Consider the following 20,204-nt stretch of genomic DNA (forward strand, 5'->3'; position numbering starts at 1 on the left):
TTTAAATCCACCCTCAGGGTAACTGCCCTGCATTAACCAGTTGCCCATATAGAATATTGGGCGATAGCCATATTACCACGTCATCAAATTCTCCGGTTTGCGCACCTGCCGGCATAGGCGTGTGACTGATGAACACGGGGTTATTATCCAGATTGGCAGCTTCATCGGCACTGGCACTGCCAGTTGCCCCATTTTTACCCAAGGAAAAAATTAGCGCAGGAGGCGCGTTCTGATCTGCTGACGTCAAGGCATTTGCGGGATCACTGCCACAACTGACAGCGCTACTTCCTGTGGCCGATACACACACGCGCAATTCAGCCTGCAATGCAGCCAATCCGGCATTTTTCATACCATTCACGGTAGTAAATGCCGATCCTCCGGTCTTGGCCACCGCGTAGCGCACACGATTCCCCCAGGCGTCCAGCAAATAACCCTGAGTATCGAGATGGCCTAATCCCAAACTCACCGCTGGCACATAGCCATCATAGGGATTAGTACACACCCCGCCCCCTTGCGGGCTTTCATTGCCGCTACTTGCCGTCGATGCCGGACATGGCAGCCGCCCGTTACGGATGGCAAAACCCAGCACGGCATCGTTGACCTCATTCAACATCTGCGTGGTTTCAGCCAGCCTGCGCTGCTCGATCTGCGCGTTCAGCGGCACCAGCGCGCCGCCGAGCGCCAGCGTCAGGATAACCAGCACCAAGGCCAGTTCTATCAGCGAAAATCCGGTTTGGGCTTTAAACACAATGTATCACCATCATAGCGCTACTTGAATCCATGCTTCCGCTGCAATACTTGAGATTGATTTGCACGTGATCCTGCGCTGCGGTAACAATGTAGGGTGACGTTGAGCCTGATGTCAAGTCGTTGAACCAGCCATTCGATCCCAGCGGATCTGCAAGCGAAAACCCCAACGTCTTATACGGAATAAAACCGGCAAGCCGACCGATTTGCTGAACACCCAACTGCTCTGCAGTGGCATACGGATCAGCAGCATACAGATAAGGTGGTGCCAAATTCTTTGCAATCTGCTGCAACACCAGTCGCTCGACCTTGCGAAACACATCAGCGCTGGAAATGGCCAGCACAATGTCATTAAACGCGGTATCTGCAACTGCTTGAGACACATACACCGTATCGCCATTGGCATTATCGCCCTCCAGATAATTGCCGACCGTATTCTGCTGCGCAGAAGTCCCACGCTGCTGCGGAACAATAGCAACACCTGGTGAAAACAGTACAGCAACCAGATGCGCAGATGTGTTCATCTGCAACATCCCGGCCGTTGCCAGGCTATTTACAGCTATCTGAGACTGGGCATCGCGCGCATCACTGGATAATACATACCACAAACGCTCGCCATTACCATCACGTATATCATTCAACCCCAGTGTACGCCAAGGCAAGCGCCCAATATAACCTGGGCACTGGGCACCACTAAGAAGCTGGGCGACACCGTCATTATCGGTATCCGGACACGGCAGGCTGCCGGGATGACTCGCGTCGCTCAACGCACGACCGATCAATGCTGACCGCGCCATGGCTAGCGCACGGGCTGTTACCGCACCGGATTCCTGCCGGCTGGCCATGTGCCCATACAACCAGCCCAGCGCGATCATGCTCATGATCACTGCCAGTACCAGCAACACCGCACCTTGCTGGTGACGGATCAAACGACATTCAGGGCACGGCAACATTATCAACCTGCACAGAATCATCCCGCTCATCGGCAAGCGGCGGCAAGGTCAGCGGCGCTGCCGGGACGATGGGCTTAACCGCCGGCTGGGAAATCTCGTAGGTTTCCAGCACCCTTCCGGCCTGATGATCAAATGCCTGCCCCGGCTTTAACGCAGGTGTCGCAGGCAGCTTAAGCTGACCATCGTTCAACATGGACTGATCCACATAGCGTGTCTGCCCATTTACCCATATCGTATTCACCCCGTCACTGCGTATGACATAACCGTTGTAATGCGCGTCTTTGGGCTGTGCATGTAATGGTCGTGGAGTGAGTGGTTTATGCTGGTTATCGATTTGCTGACGCTGTTGCGGAGTATAAAACAGACGACCAACCGGCTGCGCAGCGAGTGCATCCGCCATAACCAGCCAGCCCAATGCCAAAATGAGAATTGTGGCTAGCTTCATACTGCCGCCCCCGGTTCCAGGGTATGCCACACGAACTCACATTGCACCTGCAGTGGCTGCAACCCGGCAACATGACTCAACGCACACTCGCGCACGGTGAAAATACCGGGCTCGCGTTTGCGCAAATCATCCAATAGCTGCGCGAAAACACCTTCATGCGGCACACTGGCACTAAACTGCACGGCTGTATCCATCAACGTTAATGTACCAACCATGGCATCAGGCTGATGCGGTTTTTGCGGTTCAATATCAAAACTCGCATCCTTCAATCCTAACTTGGCACTCTCCTCAATCAATATCTGATTCCATGCCAGCCGCTGATCATTACCCACAAAACCAGTGCGCTGCAATCGACGATATTCAACCAGATACTGTGCGATCCATTGCTCATCCTGAGTTGTTTGCGTGATTTTCTGATTCAGCACAGTCAGCTCGGCCTGTAGCTGCTGCTGTTGTCGCTGCACCTGATCAACCACAGCTACACGCTGAGACAACCAGATCGCAACGACGACCAGCACCATGAGCAAACTCAAGACAGGCAGAATCAGCGACTTAAACATTGAAGACTCTTTCATGACGGATCTCGCAACAGGAGTGTCAACTTGAATGCGGCGGTGCTGGCCACTGCCTGTATGGACTGGTGCAGCGTCAATTTAGGATCACGGTTCACCGGCATGCTAATCACTTCCACCTTGGCGATACGGGGATGGTGCTGCAAATCAGCAACAAATCTGTCAATTTCACCCATCGCCAACTGGTAATTCCCCTGAGACAACAGCGCTTCGCCTTCAACTACCAGCATCTGTTGTGCATCTCCCGGCTCACCCACGTTGCGTTCCCGCCAGACCAGTCGAGTAATGTTGATCCGTGAATCGCGCGTCAGCACCTCACTCAATATAGCGAAATCGGTTACCGGTTGCGGCGCTGCGGATAAAGTTTTGGCAACATCAACGGCCGCCTTAAGATTTGCAGGCGTAGTTGGCATAGCCGGCATTTTTGCCAGAATGTGCTGATAGCTGTTTTGTTGCTGCTTCAACCAGACGTGAGTCTGCATTGCAGAGGTGGTAAGTTGATCGCGCTGATAAGTCAGATAACCGCCAGCTATCACTCCCATCAGCAAGCTTGCCACAGCCGCCAGATACAGGCCGCGCTGCCACAACCTTTGTCGATAAGGCAGCGTCATTGCTGGAGTTGCAAGATTAATTGCCGCCGAGTAACGCCCCAGTGCTGCTAAATGCAGACTGTCGCGATATTTATGTAAATCGTTGGCGTTGACCCATAAACGTTGTGCCAGCGCATCACTGACATGCACCTGGCAGCTCAGATTCAAACCGGTATCCTGATGCAGGATCTCGCATAAACGCTGATGATCCTGTTGTGTATCCAGCACCACTACCGCAAGCGGGCTTTGATGCGACAAATACTGGTGACTGGTCAAATAATAGCGGGTCTTGATAATTTCTTCTGCCAGCTTTTCAGCAGCCTGACTTGACTCAGGGGTACTTAAGCGCGAAAACAGCAGTCGGTTCTGATGAAAGAATGACAACCGCGTGCCACCGCTCTGCTGCGTCACCCACAACAGCGGCGCCGACTCTTGCGGTAAGTGGCGCGCGATGGATAGACTTACTATCGGCACCGTAGTCAACAAAGCCAGATGCACATGATGCTGGGCGAGCAGGTCGAGCCAAACCTGCGCCCAGTCCAGCGTATTTAACGATACAAACAGAAACCTGTCATCACGCCGCCCGTCAGTTTCGCGCCCCTGATACCAGGCAGCAGAAAACGCACTGTCACGACTGATTTGCCGCAAACGCCGTGCCAACATTTCAGTGCGCGCGCCACCCAGCACATGCGGCAGATTTTCCACATGATATTGTTCATCAACGCTATCCACCAGAATAGATAGCTTGGCATTTTTAAACGGCTTAAGAGCAGCCGCAAAAGCTTGATAGCCAGACTCATCCGCATCGAATTCGCCGACAAAGCGGAATTTTCCCCGCCGCTGACACGCCAGACTAACGCCCTGCGCGTGGATATAAATAAGCAGATGCGGGACAAATATCATAAAGCCACTCATAACTTTACGGTCCCCAGCACGTCATACATAGGCAGCAATACCGAACCCACGATGGCGGCCATAATCGCCCCCAGAATCAGTGTCAGCGCAGGTTCCAATAATTTTAACGCTCGCTCGGTGGATTCCGTGATTTCACGGTTATAAAAGTAATTGATGTTTTCCAGAGCAGTATCCAGCTCCCCCGTCGTCTCACCTACACGCAACATGCGAATGACCAGCGGCGGAAATACTGTGGAACTCTGAAAACTCTCGCTCAGACTCTCGCCATTGCCGATACGAATACGGGCACGCTGAATAGCATCGGCAACGACCCGGTTAACCGCCAGCGTCTCCCCCACTGCCAGCGCATCCAGAATGCTGATACCGGAGCGATACATCAGCGCAAAGAAGTTGGCAAAACGTGCCAATGCGATTTTGTGCAGGATGCTGCCGACCACGGGCAGATGCAACTTCACATCATCCGCCCAAAATCGCGCACGCTCACTGCGCCGTAGCGCCCACAACGCCAACATTACCAGCACCACTGGCGTAACCAGCAATATCGGCCATATCGCTTTCAGCGTCTGCGACAACCACAGCAACACCCGCGTCTGCAGCGGTAGCTGCAGCCCCATGCTCTGCATCAATTGTGCAATTTGCGGCACCAGAAACAGCAATAACAGTGCAATCACTATACCCACCATCGCCAATACCAGACTCGGGTAAATCAGCAGGCGTTTGGTTTGTGCAGCCAGCTCATCCTGCCGCTTTAAGGTATCGCCTAAATTCACGAACACCTCACGCATCAGCCCGGTATGTTCGCCTGTTTTCACCAGACTGATCATCAGCGAGTCAAACACGGCCGGGTGCGCCGCCATCGCTTGCGACATCAGCTTGCCGCCTTCCATATCCTCCAGCAACGCGGTGAGAATGTCACGGAAACGCGTGTTATCTGTGCTATCCCGTAAATCACGCACGCCATCCAGGATGGGAATGCCGGCACGGGTAATTTGTTCCAGATGAAAACAGAATGCAATAAGGTCGCGCCGACTGGCGGCACCACGCGCAAAGTTGCTGACCCGGCTATCCATAACATGCAAAGTAACCAGATCCATACCGGTACGCGCCAGACGCAATTCCAGATCGACTTCATTCGCCGCTGACAAACGCCCGCGGTGGCTGCGTCCTTGCTGGTCTATGGCGCGATAGCTGAAATAAGGCATGTTCAGGCGCGCCGCGTTAAATCGATCACCCGCGCTACCTCCGCCAGACTGGTTCTGCCTGATAGCACAGCCTCGATACCTTGATCAGCAAGCGTATGATAGCCGCGCGATAAGGCCAGAGAGCGAATTTCACCCTGACTCGCTCTGCGCGCGACCAGTTCATCCAGCTCATTATCCATAGGCAGCAATTCCATTAATGCCATGCGCCCGCGATAGCCCTTGCCTTTGCATACGGGGCAACCCGCCGCCCGGTAAAGTGGCGGATGGGTTGCACGTTCCCAGCCCAGCAACTGCTGCTCGTCCGCTTCCGGCACATACGCGACACGGCAAGTCGAACACAGCACCCTAACCAGTCGCTGGGCAATGACGCCGATGATATTACCTGCCATGATATCCGGCACGATGCCGATATCGAGCAAGCGCGGGAATACTCCCAGCGCAGAGTTGGTGTGCAGGGTGGTAAATACCTGATGTCCGGTCATGGCGGCACGAAATGCCATTTGCGCAGTGTCCTGGTCACGGATCTCACCTACCAGAATGATATCCGGGTCTTGACGCATAATGGAGCGAATACCATTGGCAAAATCAAGTTTGATCGTTTCATTGACCGACGTTTGGCGCATCAGGTCGACCGGATATTCAACAGGGTCTTCCAATGTCATGATATTCACTGATTCGTCATTAACATGATTAAGCAGTGAATAAAGTGTCGTGGTTTTACCTGAACCGGTCGGCCCGGTCACGATGACGATGCCTTCCGGGCGGTTCAGCATGCGCAGCAGCAATGCCATGGTATCCAGAGGTAAATTCATGTGCGCCAGCGGCATGATCGCGCGCTCGCGATCAAGTATGCGTAGCACGATGTTTTCACCATGAATGGTCGGCTGTACCGAGGCTCGAAAATCGATGGGGCGCCCATGCAAAGTCAGCGCAAACCGTCCATCCTGCGGCGCTCGATTTTCGGCGATATTCATACCAGACATCACTTTCAGCCGTACTGCCATCGCGGGCCAATAACTGTGATGCAGCGCCCGTATCTGCTCCAGTACGCCATCAATACGATAACGTATGCGCAAGAACGCCCGTTCTGGTTCAAAGTGGATATCCGAGGCACCGTGTTTAACGGCATCCACCAGCAGCGCTTCGATCAGGCGCACCACCGGCTGGGTATAACTATCGGTATTCAGCGCCAGGCTCTGATAATCGATTTCGCCGGTTTCGATTTCATTAAGAATGCCGCCGACCGACAATTCGAACCCGTAAAATTTGTCCACCGCTTCCAGCAATTGCGCTTCGCTGGCCAACACCAGTTCGATTTCTATGTAGGTGCCGATCAGTGAGCGCAACTGATCCAGCGCGACAACGTTAAACATATCCGTAATTGCGATAGTCAGGGTCTGCGATTCACCGTCAAACGCAATCGGCAATACATAATGGCGCCGGGCAAAGGCTTTCGGCACCAGGCCCAGCGCTTCGGCATCCGCGATCACACTGCCCAGATCAATACTCGCATGACCGCTGGTATTGGCCAGCTGGTCGCGGATTACCGCTTCAGTCACAAAACCCAGCTGTATCAACTGGCGGCCTATCGGCATGCCATTATGCTGCTGTTCTTTGATGGCAATCCGCAGCTGATCAAGGGTAATAGCGCCCTGCTGCACCAGAATTTCGCCCAGACGCGTGGCTTTAACCTGACTCATCGTGACTGACTCACTACTTCCTGCAGTTGCTGGATACGTTTATTCAGGCGCAACGCATCGATGTGGCCGCCGCTTGCCGGCAATGCATCACGCGCCTTCTGATAGTAGGTTACCGCTGCGGAATACAAACGCAAATAATCCAGGCTCACAGCCAAATTATAGGCATAATCGGCATTACGATTATCGGCCTGATAGCTTTCAAAATAGGCCGCTTCCGCCTCTCGCCAGCGCTGTTGGTCAGCATACAGATTCCCCAGACTGAACTGCAAAGCTGCAGAAGGCTGCATTGCCAACTGTTGCAGAATTTTCGCCTCCATTTCTGGGGCATGACGCTCACCGGCCAACATTGCCAGCGCGGCCAGCGCAGTGGTATTACGCGGCTCCAGCATCAACACTTGCTGGTAATGACGTATCGCAAACTCATTGCGATGTTGCTGCACCGCGATCGCGGCCAATCCCAATTGCACATCGACGTTATGGTCACCATCCATCACTTGCTCGTAACGCGTTCGCGCCAGATCATATTCGCCTGCCTGATAGGCTTGCCATGCCAGTTGCAGCATCGTAATCGAGGGCTCTATATGCGCAGGCACCCGCGTTGGCAACAATACCGGATGTTTTGTTTTAACCGGCCGAACACGCTGGCCTTGCGCTTCATGTAGCACACCATCCCCCCAGCGCAAAACCGATGATGAACCCGCCGCAGTCCCAGTCTCCAGAGTAGCCGCTTGCACCACAGGCGTGATTACGACGCTGGCAAGCAGCCCCGTACGGAGTAATACACCACGCCAACTGATACAAGTTAATGCGTGCATGACTCGCCTCATGGCTGCGGCAGTGTGGAACCATGCGCATCCAATTGACCAAGCGCATCATTCGGCCTGGGCAAATACTGCTTGAACGTCTTGAGTTCATCACTATCAAGGGACGGGGTTGCGATCACCGTAGGACGCAAGAAAATCACCAATTCGGTTTGCTGTACATTACGTTCATGCTGCCCGAATAAAGCGCCGATACCATCCGGTCGCGACAGTATGGGAATACCGTCGCGAGCACGATTGCTATCATCCTGCATCAATCCGCCCAGTATCACCGTCTGCCCGCTCCCTACCTGCAGCACGGATTCCATTTCCCGCACCTGGATCACCGGTACTTTATTGGTAAGTGGCGCAATAATACTGGGGTTGGGGTCAATTGCATCACCCACCTTGCGCGAAATGGTAGGGCGCACATTCAAGGTCACCATGCCACTCTCGGAAATTTGCGGGGTCAGGCTCATCACCAGACCAACCGGTACGGTTTGCGGCGTCGTTGTGTAAGTGGTGACAGGCGCGCTGTTGTTTGAGGTTACCGTATCGGCTTTCACCGTGAAATACACGAGGTTATCGACCACCTTGAGCAACGCTGTCTGATTATTGATCGCCATCAATTTGGGGCTGGAGAGCACGCGCAAATTACCGAAAGATTCCAGTAAATTCAGGGTTGCGGTGTATTTCTGGTCTTTGAAACCACCGCTAAAGAATGGTGTCAGTGTATTTGCCAGATTGGTACTAGCTGCACCGTTAGTACTGAAAAACCATCCGGCACCGCCACTCTCCACCACGCGCTGCCAGTCTATGCCCATTTTGTACTGGTCTTTCAGCGTGACCTCAACGATGGTCGCCTCTATCAGCACCTGGCGCTGACTGGCCTGATTGACGCTATTCAAATAGTTTTGCACCAGTCGTTGCTGGCGCTCGGTACCCACTACGCTGACGGTACCCGTCACCGGGTTTACCACCACGTCGTTTCTCGACAACATCTCCGCCTGTGGTGAATACAGCGAACTACCAAATACCTCTTTGTACAAGCCCGGCGCAGCAGCACCGGCCCGCGCTACCGCCTGCGCCTGCAGCAAGCGCTCACTGCGGGCATTACGTTCAGCATCGACCCGTTGCTGTTTGTCTTCCTGGCGCTGACTGGCCAACCGCGTCGCAATGAGCATGGCACGCAGGTTATCAGTTAATATATCCCAGAAGTTATTATTGGATTTGCTGGCAACCGTGGTGGATGAGCTATTACCATCCTGATCACTGTTATCCTTGGCAATACCGCCACCGGTACTGGCAATTTTGGCAGCCACACCTATGGTCGAATCGGTATTACGCGACAGATTGACGTAATTGACCCGATAGGTTTGCAAGTAGGGTGTATCCGGCATGATAGAAAGCGTCTTGCCTTCCATTTTGTAGCGGATATTGGCTTGGCGGGCGACACGTTCCAGAATAGCAGGTAACGACTCATTTACAGCATTAAGCGTAACGGTTCCGCTGATAGCGGGGCTGATATCGATATTGTATTTAGTATCGCGCGCCAGTGAGAACAGCAACTCCTTGACTGGCACGTTGTCGACTACGATGGTGTAAACAGGCGCATATTGCTGCGGTTTGGGTGGTGGTAATTCCGGCATGCTTTTTACCAGCGGCGGAATGTCCGCCACTGCCGGCGCAACAGCCGGCCCGGCCTGTATGTGCCCGGCCGAAGGTTTGATCGTGCTGGGCGGTACACAGCCTGACAGCGCGGATATCAGCAACAGCCCCCAACCCGTCTTGTTTGTTGTTAATCCCATCAACCCCACCCTGTTTATTTTATATCATCAGTACACACTAAATATCCACTAAGTGGATTCACACTCATGACGATAATTCTGCATACGGCTATATAACGTGGTGCGGTTAATGCCCAGCATCTTTGCCGCCTTGGAAAGATTGCCGTGAGTCAGTGCCAATGCAGCATCAACGTAACTTTTTTCCCATTCTTTCAAGGTGATGTCCAGATGAAAGTTTGCCATGGTTTGCAGATGTTTGCGCGCCACCTCGGATAAGGCTTTGCCATCACCCGGCATCAAATTATCGGCAGCGGGAGCAATGTCCGTATCCAGTTCCGCCTCAAGCTGCTCAAAACCGACCTGCTGCCCCGGATATTTTGTGGTCAGACGAATTACTATATTCCGCAACTCGCGCACATTACCGGGAAAATGATAGTCCATCCATAACTCGGTTGCTGCCGCATCCAGCACAAACGCCGTCATTTCTGCCTCGCGCGCATAGAACAAGCGAAAATACTCTAATAACTCCAGCCTGTCTGCTCCCAATTCACGTAACGGTGGCACGCGAATTTCAAATACCGAAAGACGATGATACAAATCCGCACGAAAACGTCCGGCCTTGATCTCCTGGCGTAAATCACGGTTCGTTGCGGCGATTACGCGCGCATGCGAAATACGCGACTGCGTTTCTCCGACCCGCTGGTATTCGCCATTTTCCAGCACTCGCAATAATTTGGCCTGCAGTTCTAGCGGCAACTCCCCCACTTCATCCAGAAACAGAGTACCTTCGCTCGCCTCCTCAAAATATCCAGCACGGTTATTCACTGCTCCGGTAAACGCCCCTTTGCAATAGCCAAACAGGGTCGGTTCAACCAGCGTGGGAGAAATCGCGGCACAATTAAGTGCCAGATAGGGTTTGTGCGCTCGATTCGCATTCTGATGCAACCCGGCTGCCACCAACTCCTTGCCACTACCCGATTCACCTTCGATCAGCACCGGAAACGGCGCGTTAGCATACTGACTTACCTGCTGGCGCAGTTTATCCAGCTTGAAACTGTTACCCACGATACAACACCGCACTGCCGGCACTTCAATGTCGGCTTCACGCTCTGCATCCAGAATTTTTAGCGCACTGAATAATAGCGCTTTGATTTGCTGAGGTTCACAAGGCTTACCAACGAAATCAATTGCCCCCAAGGCTCTGGCATGTCGCGCATTGACTTCATCATTCTGCCCGGACAACACCAGTATCTTGATATTTGGAGCAATACCGAGCAAGTCACCAATCAGATGAAAACCCTCGTCAGGTTTATGCGGCATCGGTGGCAGGCCCAGATCGATCAATGCCAATTGCGGTGTAGAGCCAAGCTGGGTAAGCAAACTTTTCACTTGCGCTCGCGAATCGGCGACAAACACGTCAAAATCACGTGACAATACAAAACTCAACGTATCCGTGATCAAAGGGTCATCATCTACGATTAACAAACTGGGCTTATTCGATTGCAGCACTATCGGCACCTAATGATTTAGTAATTTCTTATATATAATACAAATTTTATCTTACAAGAATAAACCAGATGGATTCATAGAGCAAACTTCTCTCTATGGTAAAATCGTCTGTTTTTTTATTTTCCAGCACACACTCAAACACCATGAAAGATTTTATTCGTCACCTTGCCGAACAAAGCCGGCTCGACTCCATACCTGTCAACACGGCGCTGGATGATGCCTTAACCCATCTGGATAACATGCTGGCAGGGATTGCCGCTGCATTGCAGGTGGAATACATTGGCCCTTACGTCGGTGTGGAAATACTGAATGCACATGCCATGGTTGTACGTGCACATGAATGGCAAATTCACCAGCCTAGCTGGAGCATGAAAATCTGCTCCGCTATTCCCGAAGCGAATTACCGTGCCGAATGGCCCGCGCAAGGCGCGAGCCGGTTGCGTAAAAAGCTGATCGTCAAAGCATTGCCGGCATTTTTTGCAGGTTATGCCGAAGCGGTGCGTCAGGCGGGTAAAGCTGATACCACGTCAGGTCAACGCGTCATCGCGCTGGATCAACAATTCAATCATGGCTAAACCACCTGTTGAACTGCTCACCGGCACGGCCAGCGCCAGCATCATACTATTGCACGGCCTGGGAGCAGACGGATTTGATCTGGCGCCTGTCGCCGAGGCGCTGAATCTGCCCAATGTGCGCTTCATTCTGCCGCATGCGGAATCGCGTGCGGTGACCATCAACGGCGGCTATGTGATGCCCGCCTGGTATGACATACGCCAACCCGACATTAGCCAGCAACAGGATGAAGCCGGATTTATGCAATCGAGAACACTCGTTGCAGATTTAATTCAACAGGAAATCGCGCGCGGCATTAGCAGCGAGCGCATTGTTCTGGCGGGATTTTCTCAAGGGGGTGCAGTTGCGCTGTATAGCGGACTCACTCTTGGCTTGCCGTTAGCAGGCATCGTTGCGTTATCGACTTATCTGCCGCAACTGCCTGCTGAGATCACGGCGATACCCAAGATATGGGCGGCACACGGCACGCACGATGACATTATTCCCTTAAGCCTGAGCCAGAGTAGCTATGCGCGCCTGACCGAGCCCCAACTGGAAATGCATACTTATCCCATGACACACGAAATCAGCACGAAAGAAATCGCTGATCTGCGTGCATGGCTGGTGACCCAACTGGGTTGATCGGGCAGCAATCAGCCCTTTTGTCCGGTCAATTGCAAATAACGATCCATCAACTGCTCTTGCGTCTCTTCTATGCCTAGGGGGATGCAGTCTACCGGGCAAACTTCAACACATTGCGGCGCATCATAGTGCCCAACACATTCCGTACATTTATTAGGGTCGATTTCATAAATCGAATCACCCTGATAAATCGCTTCATTAGGGCATTCTGGCTCACACACATCACAATTGATGCATTCATCAGTAATCAGTAGCGACATACAACTTCCTTCTTTAAGTTAATCTAAACTGACAATTTTTGCTGTAATCGTGCCAGCACCGCTGTATGCACAAACGGACTGACATCGCCGCCTAACACAGCAATTTCCCGCACCATGCTGGCCGAGATAAACATGAACTGCTCTGCTGGCGTCATAAACACCGTTTCAATTTGCGGATTGAGATTGCGATTCATCCCTGCCAACTGAAACTCATATTCAAAATCCGATACCGCGCGCAAACCACGCAACACGATGTGTGCCTGCTGGTCCGCGACAAAATCCATCAACAGCCCGGAGAAGCCGACTACACGCACGTTAGGCAGATCAGCGAACACCAGTTGCGCCATCGCCACGCGCTCTTCCAACTCGAAAAACGGGCGTTTATGCCCAGCCACCGCAACCGCGACGACAATCTCGTCAAAAATCCGCGTCGCCCGCCGCACCAGATCCTCATGACCACAGGTGACCGGATCAAACGTGCCCGGATATACTGCAATTTTATGCATAGCCACTATTCACCCAATTAAGCTTGTTGCAGCACATTAAAGTGCGCGCGACCTGCACGCCCTTCGCGCCAGACCGACCAACCTTCCGGCAACTGCAAACTGCCATCATGTTCAACGTAAACATAGGCACCATCATTCATGAAAGGTGGCAATAGCGTCAGCACCGTAGCCTGCAAGGCTGACGCAAACGGCGGGTCGATCAGCACCAGATCGAACTTGTTCTGCATCAGTACCGCAGCCGATTGAGTCAGCAATTTTACCCCATCAGCGCATTCAAGAATAATATTGTTTGCGTCGAGCATAGTCTGATTAGCGCGCAACGCGGCACAAGCACTGCGATTACTTTCCACCATAACCACGCGGGCAGCGCCGCGCGATGCCGCCTCGAATCCCAGCGCCCCGCTGCCAGCAAACAGATCAAGGCAGTGCCAGCCGGGCAGGTCCTGCCCCAGCCAGTTAAACAGCTTCTCGCGCACCGCATCAGCGGTGGGACGCAAGCCTTCCGCATCCGGGAAGCTTAGCAAGCGCCGTCGCCATTGCCCGCCGATGATGCGCACACAATTGCGCTGTGCCGTTTTCAATTTTTCACTACCGCGCTATTCATTTACCTGTCACCGCACCACCCACCACTATCGTTACCATTTTATCAGGGTGGATGTGCTGTGCAAATGCGGCCTGAATTTGCGCGCTAGTCACTTCCGCCACATGCTGGGGGAAATCATCGAGATAACTCAGTGGCAAATGATAGAAACCAATCACCGCCAGATATTCCAGAATTTCCTTGTTACTGTCGATACGCAAAGGGAACCCGCCAATAATATTGTTTTTGGCCTGAGTCAGTTCATCTTCGGTCACGCCCTTGGCTACGAAATCTGCCAAAGTATCCCGCACCACCTGCAATGCCTGTTCAGTCTGGTCGGTACGCGTTTGCAAGCCGATCTGAAATGCGCCCGCTTCCCGCATAGGCATGAAATAGCTATACACACTATAAGCCAAACCGCGTTTTTGCCGGACTTCGTTCATTAACCGCGAATCAAATCCGCCCCCGCCCAGAATATAATTCCCCACATACAACGCATAATAGTCCGGTGCACCCCGTGCCACACCCGGTTGACCAATCAGAATCTGGCTTTGTTTGGCGGGGAAAGGCAGGGTGCGCATGCTTGCCGCAGACAACGGCGGCACAGGTGGTATCGTCGTGCTCGCAGCGGCACTGGCTGGCGGCAGTGCATCGGTCAGCTGGCGCGCAACCGCATCAGCCTGTTGCCGCGTAATATCTCCCATCAGTGCGACTACCGCACCGGCAGCGCTGTAGTGACTGCGATAAAACGCCCGCAAATCAGCCGCATTAAGTTTGCCCACACTGTCGATTTCACCCGTTTCCCGATGCGCGTAAGGATGGTTGATAAATACTGCGCTCTGGAAGGCTCGTGCAGCAACACTGGCCGGCTGACCTTCAGCTTCCTTCAGCGCGGCGATGACCCGCATCTTCTCCCGCTCCACAATCGGCACTGCAAAAGCCGGCTGGGACAATACACGCGCCAGCATGGTCAGCGCTGCTTTCTGCTCCGCAGGGCTACTTAATGTACGCAATACCACGCCGGCCCGATCCGCATCCAGACGTCCGCCCAACTGGGCGCCCACGTCGGCGAATCCACTGGCAATCTGATTATCACTTAACCCGCCCGCCCCCTGATCCAGAAGGCGGTGAGTCAAACTGGCCAGCCCCGGCTTGGCTACCGGATCAAATGCGCTACCCGCAGGGAAATCGACACTCACGTCCAGCATCGGCAAGTCATGGCTCTCCACGAAATACACCTGCGCGCCATTCGCCAGTTGCCAGTGTTGTATCGGCAATCCTGCATGCGCCAGGGCCGTGATACAGAAACTCAGTAATACTATCCAGATACGCATTCCATTTACCTCAATTCAAATGACGCGAACCTGCGACAGGCGCAAGCACAGGTGGTTTATTCGTTAACGGTTGCGGGTCCAGCGTAGCCACAGTCAGTTCATCATCAACCAGATATTTCTGGGCTACCGCCTGTACTTGGGCTGCGCTGATAGCCTGCACCTTGGCTACCTGATCTGCCACTGCTGACACCGGTAAGCCGGCAGTCACATATTCACCCAGCTGCATGGCCTGATAAAACGTCGAATCGCGCTGATAGACGTTGGCGGCAATTACTTGCGCTTTCACCCGGCGCAACTCATCCGCACTAATCCCGTTTTGCATGATGGCCTGTACCTGGGCGCGCAACGCAACCTCCAGATCGGCTGCTGTTTTGCCTTGTGATGGCGTGCCATCAAGCATGAACAGCCCCGGCCCACGCGCCACCAGATCGTAACTGGCACTCGCCTGGCTGGCGATGCGCTGCTCACGCACCACGATTCGCCCCAGCCGCGCGGCATCATTACCATCCAGCACCCCGGCCAGCACCTGCAGCGCATAGGGTTCCCAATCATGCTCGGCATCACGCAATACCGGCACGTGATAGGCCATCAGCACATACGGCACTTTGGCCGGCGCTTTCACATTTACACGTTTAATTCCCGCCTGAGCCGGCTCGATTTGCGGCTTGCGCTCAGGCAGAACCTTGGCAGGAATAGCCCCGAAATAACGGGTAGCCAGCGCCTTCACGGCATCCACATTTACATCGCCGACCACCACCAGGGTAGCGTTATTCGGCGCATACCAGCGCTGATACCAGTCCCGCGCGTCATTTACGGTCATGTGTTCCAGATCATTCATCCAGCCGATCACCGGGCGCCGGTATGGATTTTCCTGAAACGCCACGGACATCATATCTTCGTACACCAGGGCTTGCGGCTGGTCATCGGTGCGCATGCGTCGCTCTTCCCTCACCACCTGATTTTCCTTGACGAAATTATCAGGTGACAAGGTCAGATTGTGCATACGATCTGCTTCCAGTTTGAGCGCCAGTTCCAGCCGGTCTTTCTGCAACTGTTCAAAATACACCGTATGATCCAGATTGGTAAATGCGTTCTCGCGTCCGCCTGCTGCCGCAATCAGTTTGGAAAACTGGCCATCCGGCACCTCTGCCGTACCCTTGAACATCAGATGCTCAAGCATGTGTGCAACACCCGTGGTACCGTTAAACTCATCCATACTGCCTGCGCGATACCAAATCTGCGACACCACGATAGGCGCACGATGATCTTCCTGCACAATCACCCGCAACCCATTATCCAGCTGAAACTGCTGCACTGCCGCCGCCGCAGGCAATGCACAGCCCAACAAACCTATTGCGATCCATCGCTTCATCTTCCATCCTTCACTCAGATACTGCCATCACGATTGATGTAGCATGATAAAATAATCCTGCTGCAATGTTGCATAAATTCTGCGCGATACTCGCCTGAACTTATGAAGTATGCCAGCCTCGCCATCTTATTTGTTTAACTATTGAAAGACTATCCTTATCGTGTTTAGTTTCTTCAAAAAATCCAGCGACAAACCCGCGCCGCGTGAAGCCGAGCCGATACCTGAAACCACGCCAGCAGTCCCCAGTGTAACTGAAGCCGAAGCACCCAAGCTATCCTGGGCGCAGCGCTTAAAGCAAGGCTTAAGTCGCACGCGTGAACAACTCGGCAAACAACTGACCGGCTTATTCCGCATTGGCGGCAAAATCGATGAAGTGCTGTTCGAAGAGCTGGAGACCATCCTGCTCACTGCCGACGTCGGTGTAGAAGCCACACAAGCGCTGCTCGACCAGCTACGTAGCCGTGTCAAAAAAGACAAGCTCACCGATGCGCATGAGTTGCAATCTGCTCTGCGTGATGCGCTGGTAGCGCTGCTCACCCCGCTGGAGTTGCCACTGGACGTAAGCACCCACAAACCCTTTGTCATTATGCTGGCAGGCGTAAATGGCGCCGGCAAAACCACCACCATCGGCAAACTGGCCAAATATTATCAGGCACAAGGCAAATCCGTGCTGCTCGCCGCCGGTGACACTTTCCGTGCAGCAGCCCGTGAGCAGCTGACGGTATGGGGTGAACGCAACGGCGTGACCGTGATCGCACAGGAAGGCGGCGATTCCGCTGCGGTCATTTTTGATGCTATCGCCGCTGCCCGCGCACGCAATATTGACATAGTGCTGGCCGATACCGCCGGACGCCTGCCTACTCAGTTACATCTGATGGAAGAGATACGCAAAGTGAAGCGTGTCATTCAGAAAACTGATCCGCAAGCTCCGCATGAAGTGTTGTTAGTGCTTGATGCCAACACTGGACAAAACGCTGTCAGCCAGGTTAAAACGTTTGATGACGCACTAGACGTTACTGGCCTGGTGCTGACCAAACTGGATGGCACCGCCAAAGGTGGCGTAATCGCTGCTATTGCCAAAACACGTCCACGCCCCATCCGCTTTATCGGTGTCGGTGAGAGCCTGGATGACTTACGCCCCTTCGTTGCCAGCGATTTCGTTGACGCCCTGTTTGAGGATAATGCAGCATGATACGTTTCGACCGCGTCACCAAACGTTACCCGGGTGGCTACGAAGCGCTAAAGGATGTCAGTCTGGAAATTGCCGCCGGGGAAATGGTGTTCCTCACCGGCCATTCCGGTGCCGGTAAAAGTACGCTAATCAAACTCATTGCCGCCATCGAACGCCCCACCGCAGGCTCGGTGCTGGTGAATCAGCAGAATGTCGGCAAAATGCGCCGTGCCGGAATACCATATCTGCGCCGCAACATCGGGCTGATTTTTCAAGACCATAAATTACTATTTGATCGCAATGTTATGCAAAACGTCCTGCTACCGCTACAGATAGCTGGATTTTCGCGCCATGACGCCGCAGCCCGTGCCCGCGCTGCGCTTGATAAAGTCGGCCTGCTCAATCGCGAAAAAGCCAACCCCATTGCCCTCTCCGGTGGCGAGCAGCAGCGCGTCTGCATAGCCCGCGCCGTGGTGTCGCGTCCGGCCCTGCTGCTTGCCGATGAACCTACCGGCAATCTTGACAGTGAATACGCCAGCGAAATCATGATCATGTTCAAAGCCTTTCATCAAGCGGGGACCACCGTCGTTATTTCTACCCACGATCATGCCGCCGTACTCAGCGGTGACAGCCGCATCATCCGCCTCGACCACGGGAGCGTGCAATCATGATGACCTGGCTCATGCATCATCGCCGTGCGATTGCGACTACGCTATCCCAGATGGTAAGTACCCCTGTTGCCAGCTTGTTTACCCTGTTCGCGATCGGTGTCGCATTAAGCCTGCCCACCGGCTTGTATGTACTACTCGACAATGCCACCCAGATTGCCGGGAGCATGCCAGCGCAAACTGAAATTACCGTGTTTATGCGCGATGACGCCAGCGCAGACGATATAGCGGCATTGCGGCAGCAGTTCAAAGTCATGCCCGGCCTGACTGAAACTCGTTTTGTGTCCAGGCAAAGCGCTTTGCAAACGATATCGAAACAAATGGGCATGACTGAACTGGCCGCCGGATTACCCAAAAATCCGTTACCTGATGCCTGGATTATCAATCCGGCAGCAACCGATGTCGACGCCATTAAACGTTTGGCCACTCAGCTTCGCAAGCTCCCGCAAGTCGCGCTTGTACAAGCAGACCATCAATGGGCGCAGCGGCTGGATGCATTATTAGCACTGGGGCGCGAGATGGTCAGTCTGCTCGCCATCATTCTGGGCATCGCGCTGCTGGCCATTTCCGGCAACACCATACGGTTGCAAATCATTACCCGCCATGCCGAAATCGAAGTCAGCCGCTTAATTGGCGCAACCGATCGTTTTATTCGACGTCCTTTCTTGTACTTCGGTGCGATTCAGGGGCTCATCGGCGGCATGATTGCCTGGGGGGTGGTCAGCCTGGGCATTGCCATGCTTGCGCCACAAGTCAGCACGCTAGGGCAGCTCTATGCCAGCCACATCACGCTCTACAGCCTGGATTTAACGCACGGGGCCATCCTGCTTGCTATTGCCGGATCGCTGGGTTGGCTGGGTGCCTATATGGCAGTCGGCCGTACTTTAGCGCAGATTGAGAAAAAACATTGAAGATGGAACTTTTGAATATTAGCACTCTCTTAGATAGAGTGCTAAAATCATCTGCAAAGGAGGTAATTACTACATGACATCGACTATGCGTTTACCCGCATTAAGCAACAATGCGACCAGTCTGGAAAATTACATACATACTGTAAACAGCTACCCCATGCTTACGCTGGAGGAAGAAACCACGCTGGCCACTCAATTGCGCGACCATAATGACGTCGACGCAGCAGGACGGCTGGTGCTCTCACATCTGCGTGTTGTCGTCAGCATCGCCCGCAAATACATAGGCTACGGCTTGCCGCAGGCTGACCTGATCCAGGAAGGCAATATCGGCCTGATGAAAGCTGTTAAGCGCTTTGATCCGGATCGCGGTGTGCGCCTGGTGTCCTTCGCCATGCACTGGATCAAAGCCGAAATGCATGAATACATTTTGCGCAACTGGCGCATGGTCAAAATCGCCACGACTAAAGGACAGCGCAAATTGTTTTTTAACTTGCGCAGCCTCAAAACCGGCTCCAATAGCCTGACCACCAGCGAAGCGGATGCCATGGCCGAGACCCTTGGCGTCAAGCGTGAAGAAGTGCTGGAAATGGAAACCCGCTTTAATGGTCAGGATGTGAATTTAGAGCCATTGGGTGAAGATGGTGAAGAGGCTTACGGCCCACTGGCTTATTTAACTGATCCGGAAGCTGAGCCTTCCCAGATACTGGCGCGCGAACAGAATGAACAACTATCAAGTTCAGGGCTGGTTCATGCCCTCGACTCACTGGATGCACGCAGCCGGCATATCGTCGAAGCGCGCTGGTTACGAGAAGACAATCCGGCGACACTGCATGACCTTGCTGCTGAATATGACATTTCAGCTGAACGGGTACGGCAGATCGAGCAAAAAGCCATGCAGAAAATGAAACTTGCCTTGGCTGCCTGAATATCAGCTACAATAAAAAACCCCGCTGACGCGGGGTTTTTTATTGTTACGGTACCGCTTAAC

Annotated in this window: 21 protein-coding genes; 6 read left to right on the plus strand and 15 right to left on the minus strand. The window is 53.4% G+C overall.

Annotation, left to right across the window (positions count from 1 at the left end):
• Positions 1–13: 13 nt before the first annotated feature.
• The 10 genes from EJE49_RS02105 to EJE49_RS02150 are packed head-to-tail and all read right to left on the minus strand — an operon-like array spanning position 14 to position 11,220.
• Positions 14–748: a type II secretion system protein gene (locus EJE49_RS02105; RefSeq protein WP_189941610.1), complete on the minus strand. Its 735-nt coding sequence runs from the start codon at positions 746–748 to the stop codon at positions 14–16.
• Entirely contained in the window at positions 741–1,700 is a 960-nt protein-coding gene (locus EJE49_RS02110) for a hypothetical protein (RefSeq protein WP_124948748.1), read from the minus strand. Before EJE49_RS02110 ends, EJE49_RS02105 begins: the two co-directional genes overlap by 8 nt.
• Positions 1,684–2,145: a hypothetical protein gene (locus EJE49_RS02115; protein WP_124948749.1), complete on the minus strand. Its 462-nt coding sequence runs from the start codon at positions 2,143–2,145 to the stop codon at positions 1,684–1,686. Before EJE49_RS02115 ends, EJE49_RS02110 begins: the two co-directional genes overlap by 17 nt.
• Positions 2,142–2,705 (minus strand): hypothetical protein, encoded by a 564-nt coding sequence (locus EJE49_RS02120; protein ID WP_189941612.1) that lies wholly within the window; start codon positions 2,703–2,705, stop codon positions 2,142–2,144. Before EJE49_RS02120 ends, EJE49_RS02115 begins: the two co-directional genes overlap by 4 nt.
• Before the next feature lie 11 nt (positions 2,706–2,716).
• Positions 2,717–4,210: a hypothetical protein gene (locus tag EJE49_RS02125; RefSeq protein ID WP_124948751.1), complete on the minus strand. Its 1,494-nt coding sequence runs from the start codon at positions 4,208–4,210 to the stop codon at positions 2,717–2,719.
• Positions 4,211–4,218: 8 nt separating this feature from the next.
• Positions 4,219–5,424 (minus strand): type II secretion system F family protein, encoded by a 1,206-nt coding sequence (locus EJE49_RS02130; RefSeq protein ID WP_124948752.1) that lies wholly within the window; start codon positions 5,422–5,424, stop codon positions 4,219–4,221.
• Positions 5,425–5,426: 2 nt separating this feature from the next.
• Positions 5,427–7,124 (minus strand): GspE/PulE family protein, encoded by a 1,698-nt coding sequence (locus EJE49_RS02135; RefSeq protein WP_124948753.1) that lies wholly within the window; start codon positions 7,122–7,124, stop codon positions 5,427–5,429.
• Positions 7,121–7,939 carry a tetratricopeptide repeat protein gene (locus tag EJE49_RS02140; RefSeq protein ID WP_124948754.1) on the minus strand — a complete coding sequence of 273 codons (819 nt, stop codon included), beginning with the start codon at positions 7,937–7,939 and terminating at the stop codon, positions 7,121–7,123. Before EJE49_RS02140 ends, EJE49_RS02135 begins: the two co-directional genes overlap by 4 nt.
• An 8-nt stretch (positions 7,940–7,947) precedes the next feature.
• On the minus strand, positions 7,948–9,732 hold the full coding sequence (locus EJE49_RS02145; protein ID WP_124948755.1) for a secretin GspD/PilQ domain-containing protein: 1,785 nt from the start codon (positions 9,730–9,732) through the stop codon (positions 7,948–7,950).
• Positions 9,733–9,780: 48 nt separating this feature from the next.
• Complete coding sequence (locus tag EJE49_RS02150; protein WP_370685811.1) at positions 9,781–11,220, minus strand: sigma-54-dependent transcriptional regulator; 1,440 nt, start codon at positions 11,218–11,220, stop codon at positions 9,781–9,783.
• 143 nt (positions 11,221–11,363) lie between these two features.
• Between EJE49_RS02150 and EJE49_RS02155 the strand changes: the two genes are divergently transcribed.
• Both EJE49_RS02155 and EJE49_RS02160 read left to right on the plus strand, forming a co-directional pair.
• Positions 11,364–11,795, plus strand: coding sequence for a hypothetical protein (locus EJE49_RS02155; RefSeq protein ID WP_124948756.1), 432 nt, complete (start codon positions 11,364–11,366; stop codon positions 11,793–11,795).
• On the plus strand, positions 11,788–12,414 hold the full coding sequence (locus EJE49_RS02160; RefSeq protein ID WP_124948757.1) for an alpha/beta hydrolase: 627 nt from the start codon (positions 11,788–11,790) through the stop codon (positions 12,412–12,414). Before EJE49_RS02155 ends, EJE49_RS02160 begins: the two co-directional genes overlap by 8 nt.
• Before the next feature lie 11 nt (positions 12,415–12,425).
• Here EJE49_RS02160 and EJE49_RS02165 read toward each other — a convergent pair whose 3' ends face one another.
• The 5 genes from EJE49_RS02165 to EJE49_RS02185 are packed head-to-tail and all read right to left on the minus strand — an operon-like array spanning position 12,426 to position 16,466.
• Positions 12,426–12,674, minus strand: coding sequence for a YfhL family 4Fe-4S dicluster ferredoxin (locus tag EJE49_RS02165; protein ID WP_124948758.1), 249 nt, complete (start codon positions 12,672–12,674; stop codon positions 12,426–12,428).
• Between the two features lie 23 nt (positions 12,675–12,697).
• Positions 12,698–13,180, minus strand: a complete 483-nt coding sequence (coaD, locus tag EJE49_RS02170) for a pantetheine-phosphate adenylyltransferase (protein WP_124948759.1) — start codon at positions 13,178–13,180, stop codon at positions 12,698–12,700.
• Between the two features lie 17 nt (positions 13,181–13,197).
• On the minus strand, positions 13,198–13,761 hold the full coding sequence (rsmD, locus tag EJE49_RS02175) for a 16S rRNA (guanine(966)-N(2))-methyltransferase RsmD (RefSeq protein WP_223246697.1): 564 nt from the start codon (positions 13,759–13,761) through the stop codon (positions 13,198–13,200).
• Between the two features lie 19 nt (positions 13,762–13,780).
• Positions 13,781–15,094: a M16 family metallopeptidase gene (locus EJE49_RS02180; protein ID WP_124948760.1), complete on the minus strand. Its 1,314-nt coding sequence runs from the start codon at positions 15,092–15,094 to the stop codon at positions 13,781–13,783.
• Between the two features lie 10 nt (positions 15,095–15,104).
• Positions 15,105–16,466 (minus strand): M16 family metallopeptidase, encoded by a 1,362-nt coding sequence (locus tag EJE49_RS02185; RefSeq protein ID WP_189941614.1) that lies wholly within the window; start codon positions 16,464–16,466, stop codon positions 15,105–15,107.
• Positions 16,467–16,626: 160 nt separating this feature from the next.
• Between EJE49_RS02185 and ftsY the strand changes: the two genes are divergently transcribed.
• From ftsY to rpoH, 4 genes are all read left to right on the plus strand, one after another.
• Complete coding sequence (ftsY, locus tag EJE49_RS02190; protein WP_223246698.1) at positions 16,627–17,658, plus strand: signal recognition particle-docking protein FtsY; 1,032 nt, start codon at positions 16,627–16,629, stop codon at positions 17,656–17,658.
• A complete protein-coding gene (gene ftsE, locus EJE49_RS02195; RefSeq protein WP_124948762.1) occupies positions 17,655–18,308 on the plus strand; it encodes a cell division ATP-binding protein FtsE in 654 nt (217 codons plus the stop codon). Before ftsY ends, ftsE begins: the two co-directional genes overlap by 4 nt.
• Positions 18,305–19,216, plus strand: a complete 912-nt coding sequence (ftsX, locus tag EJE49_RS02200; protein ID WP_124948763.1) for a permease-like cell division protein FtsX — start codon at positions 18,305–18,307, stop codon at positions 19,214–19,216. Before ftsE ends, ftsX begins: the two co-directional genes overlap by 4 nt.
• 73 nt (positions 19,217–19,289) lie before the next feature.
• Entirely contained in the window at positions 19,290–20,141 is an 852-nt protein-coding gene (rpoH, locus tag EJE49_RS02205; protein WP_124948764.1) for an RNA polymerase sigma factor RpoH, read from the plus strand.
• The last annotated feature ends 63 nt before the right edge of the window (positions 20,142–20,204 follow it).

Source organism: Sulfuriferula thiophila (genome assembly GCF_003864975.1).
Lineage (GTDB): Bacteria > Pseudomonadota > Gammaproteobacteria > Burkholderiales > Sulfuriferulaceae > Sulfuriferula > Sulfuriferula thiophila.

Excerpts from the sequence above, each read along its gene's own strand:
- EJE49_RS02110 (WP_124948748.1), bottom strand. The coding sequence starts at position 1,700 with ATGTTGCCGTGCCCTGAATGTCGTTTGATCCGTCACCAGCAAGGTGCG.
- EJE49_RS02115 (WP_124948749.1), bottom strand. The coding sequence starts at position 2,145 with ATGAAGCTAGCCACAATTCTCATTTTGGCATTGGGCTGGCTGGTTATG.
- EJE49_RS02120 (WP_189941612.1), bottom strand. The coding sequence starts at position 2,705 with ATGTTTAAGTCGCTGATTCTGCCTGTCTTGAGTTTGCTCATGGTGCTG.
- EJE49_RS02125 (WP_124948751.1), bottom strand. The coding sequence starts at position 4,210 with ATGATATTTGTCCCGCATCTGCTTATTTATATCCACGCGCAGGGCGTT.
- EJE49_RS02130 (WP_124948752.1), bottom strand. The coding sequence starts at position 5,424 with ATGCCTTATTTCAGCTATCGCGCCATAGACCAGCAAGGACGCAGCCAC.
- EJE49_RS02135 (WP_124948753.1), bottom strand. The coding sequence starts at position 7,124 with ATGAGTCAGGTTAAAGCCACGCGTCTGGGCGAAATTCTGGTGCAGCAG.
- EJE49_RS02140 (WP_124948754.1), bottom strand. The coding sequence starts at position 7,939 with ATGCACGCATTAACTTGTATCAGTTGGCGTGGTGTATTACTCCGTACG.
- EJE49_RS02145 (WP_124948755.1), bottom strand. The coding sequence starts at position 9,732 with ATGGGATTAACAACAAACAAGACGGGTTGGGGGCTGTTGCTGATATCC.
- EJE49_RS02155 (WP_124948756.1), top strand. The coding sequence starts at position 11,364 with ATGAAAGATTTTATTCGTCACCTTGCCGAACAAAGCCGGCTCGACTCC.
- EJE49_RS02160 (WP_124948757.1), top strand. The coding sequence starts at position 11,788 with ATGGCTAAACCACCTGTTGAACTGCTCACCGGCACGGCCAGCGCCAGC.
- EJE49_RS02165 (WP_124948758.1), bottom strand. The coding sequence starts at position 12,674 with ATGTCGCTACTGATTACTGATGAATGCATCAATTGTGATGTGTGTGAG.
- coaD (WP_124948759.1), bottom strand. The coding sequence starts at position 13,180 with ATGCATAAAATTGCAGTATATCCGGGCACGTTTGATCCGGTCACCTGT.
- EJE49_RS02180 (WP_124948760.1), bottom strand. The coding sequence starts at position 15,094 with ATGCGTATCTGGATAGTATTACTGAGTTTCTGTATCACGGCCCTGGCG.
- EJE49_RS02185 (WP_189941614.1), bottom strand. The coding sequence starts at position 16,466 with ATGAAGCGATGGATCGCAATAGGTTTGTTGGGCTGTGCATTGCCTGCG.
- ftsE (WP_124948762.1), top strand. The coding sequence starts at position 17,655 with ATGATACGTTTCGACCGCGTCACCAAACGTTACCCGGGTGGCTACGAA.
- ftsX (WP_124948763.1), top strand. The coding sequence starts at position 18,305 with ATGATGACCTGGCTCATGCATCATCGCCGTGCGATTGCGACTACGCTA.
- rpoH (WP_124948764.1), top strand. The coding sequence starts at position 19,290 with ATGACATCGACTATGCGTTTACCCGCATTAAGCAACAATGCGACCAGT.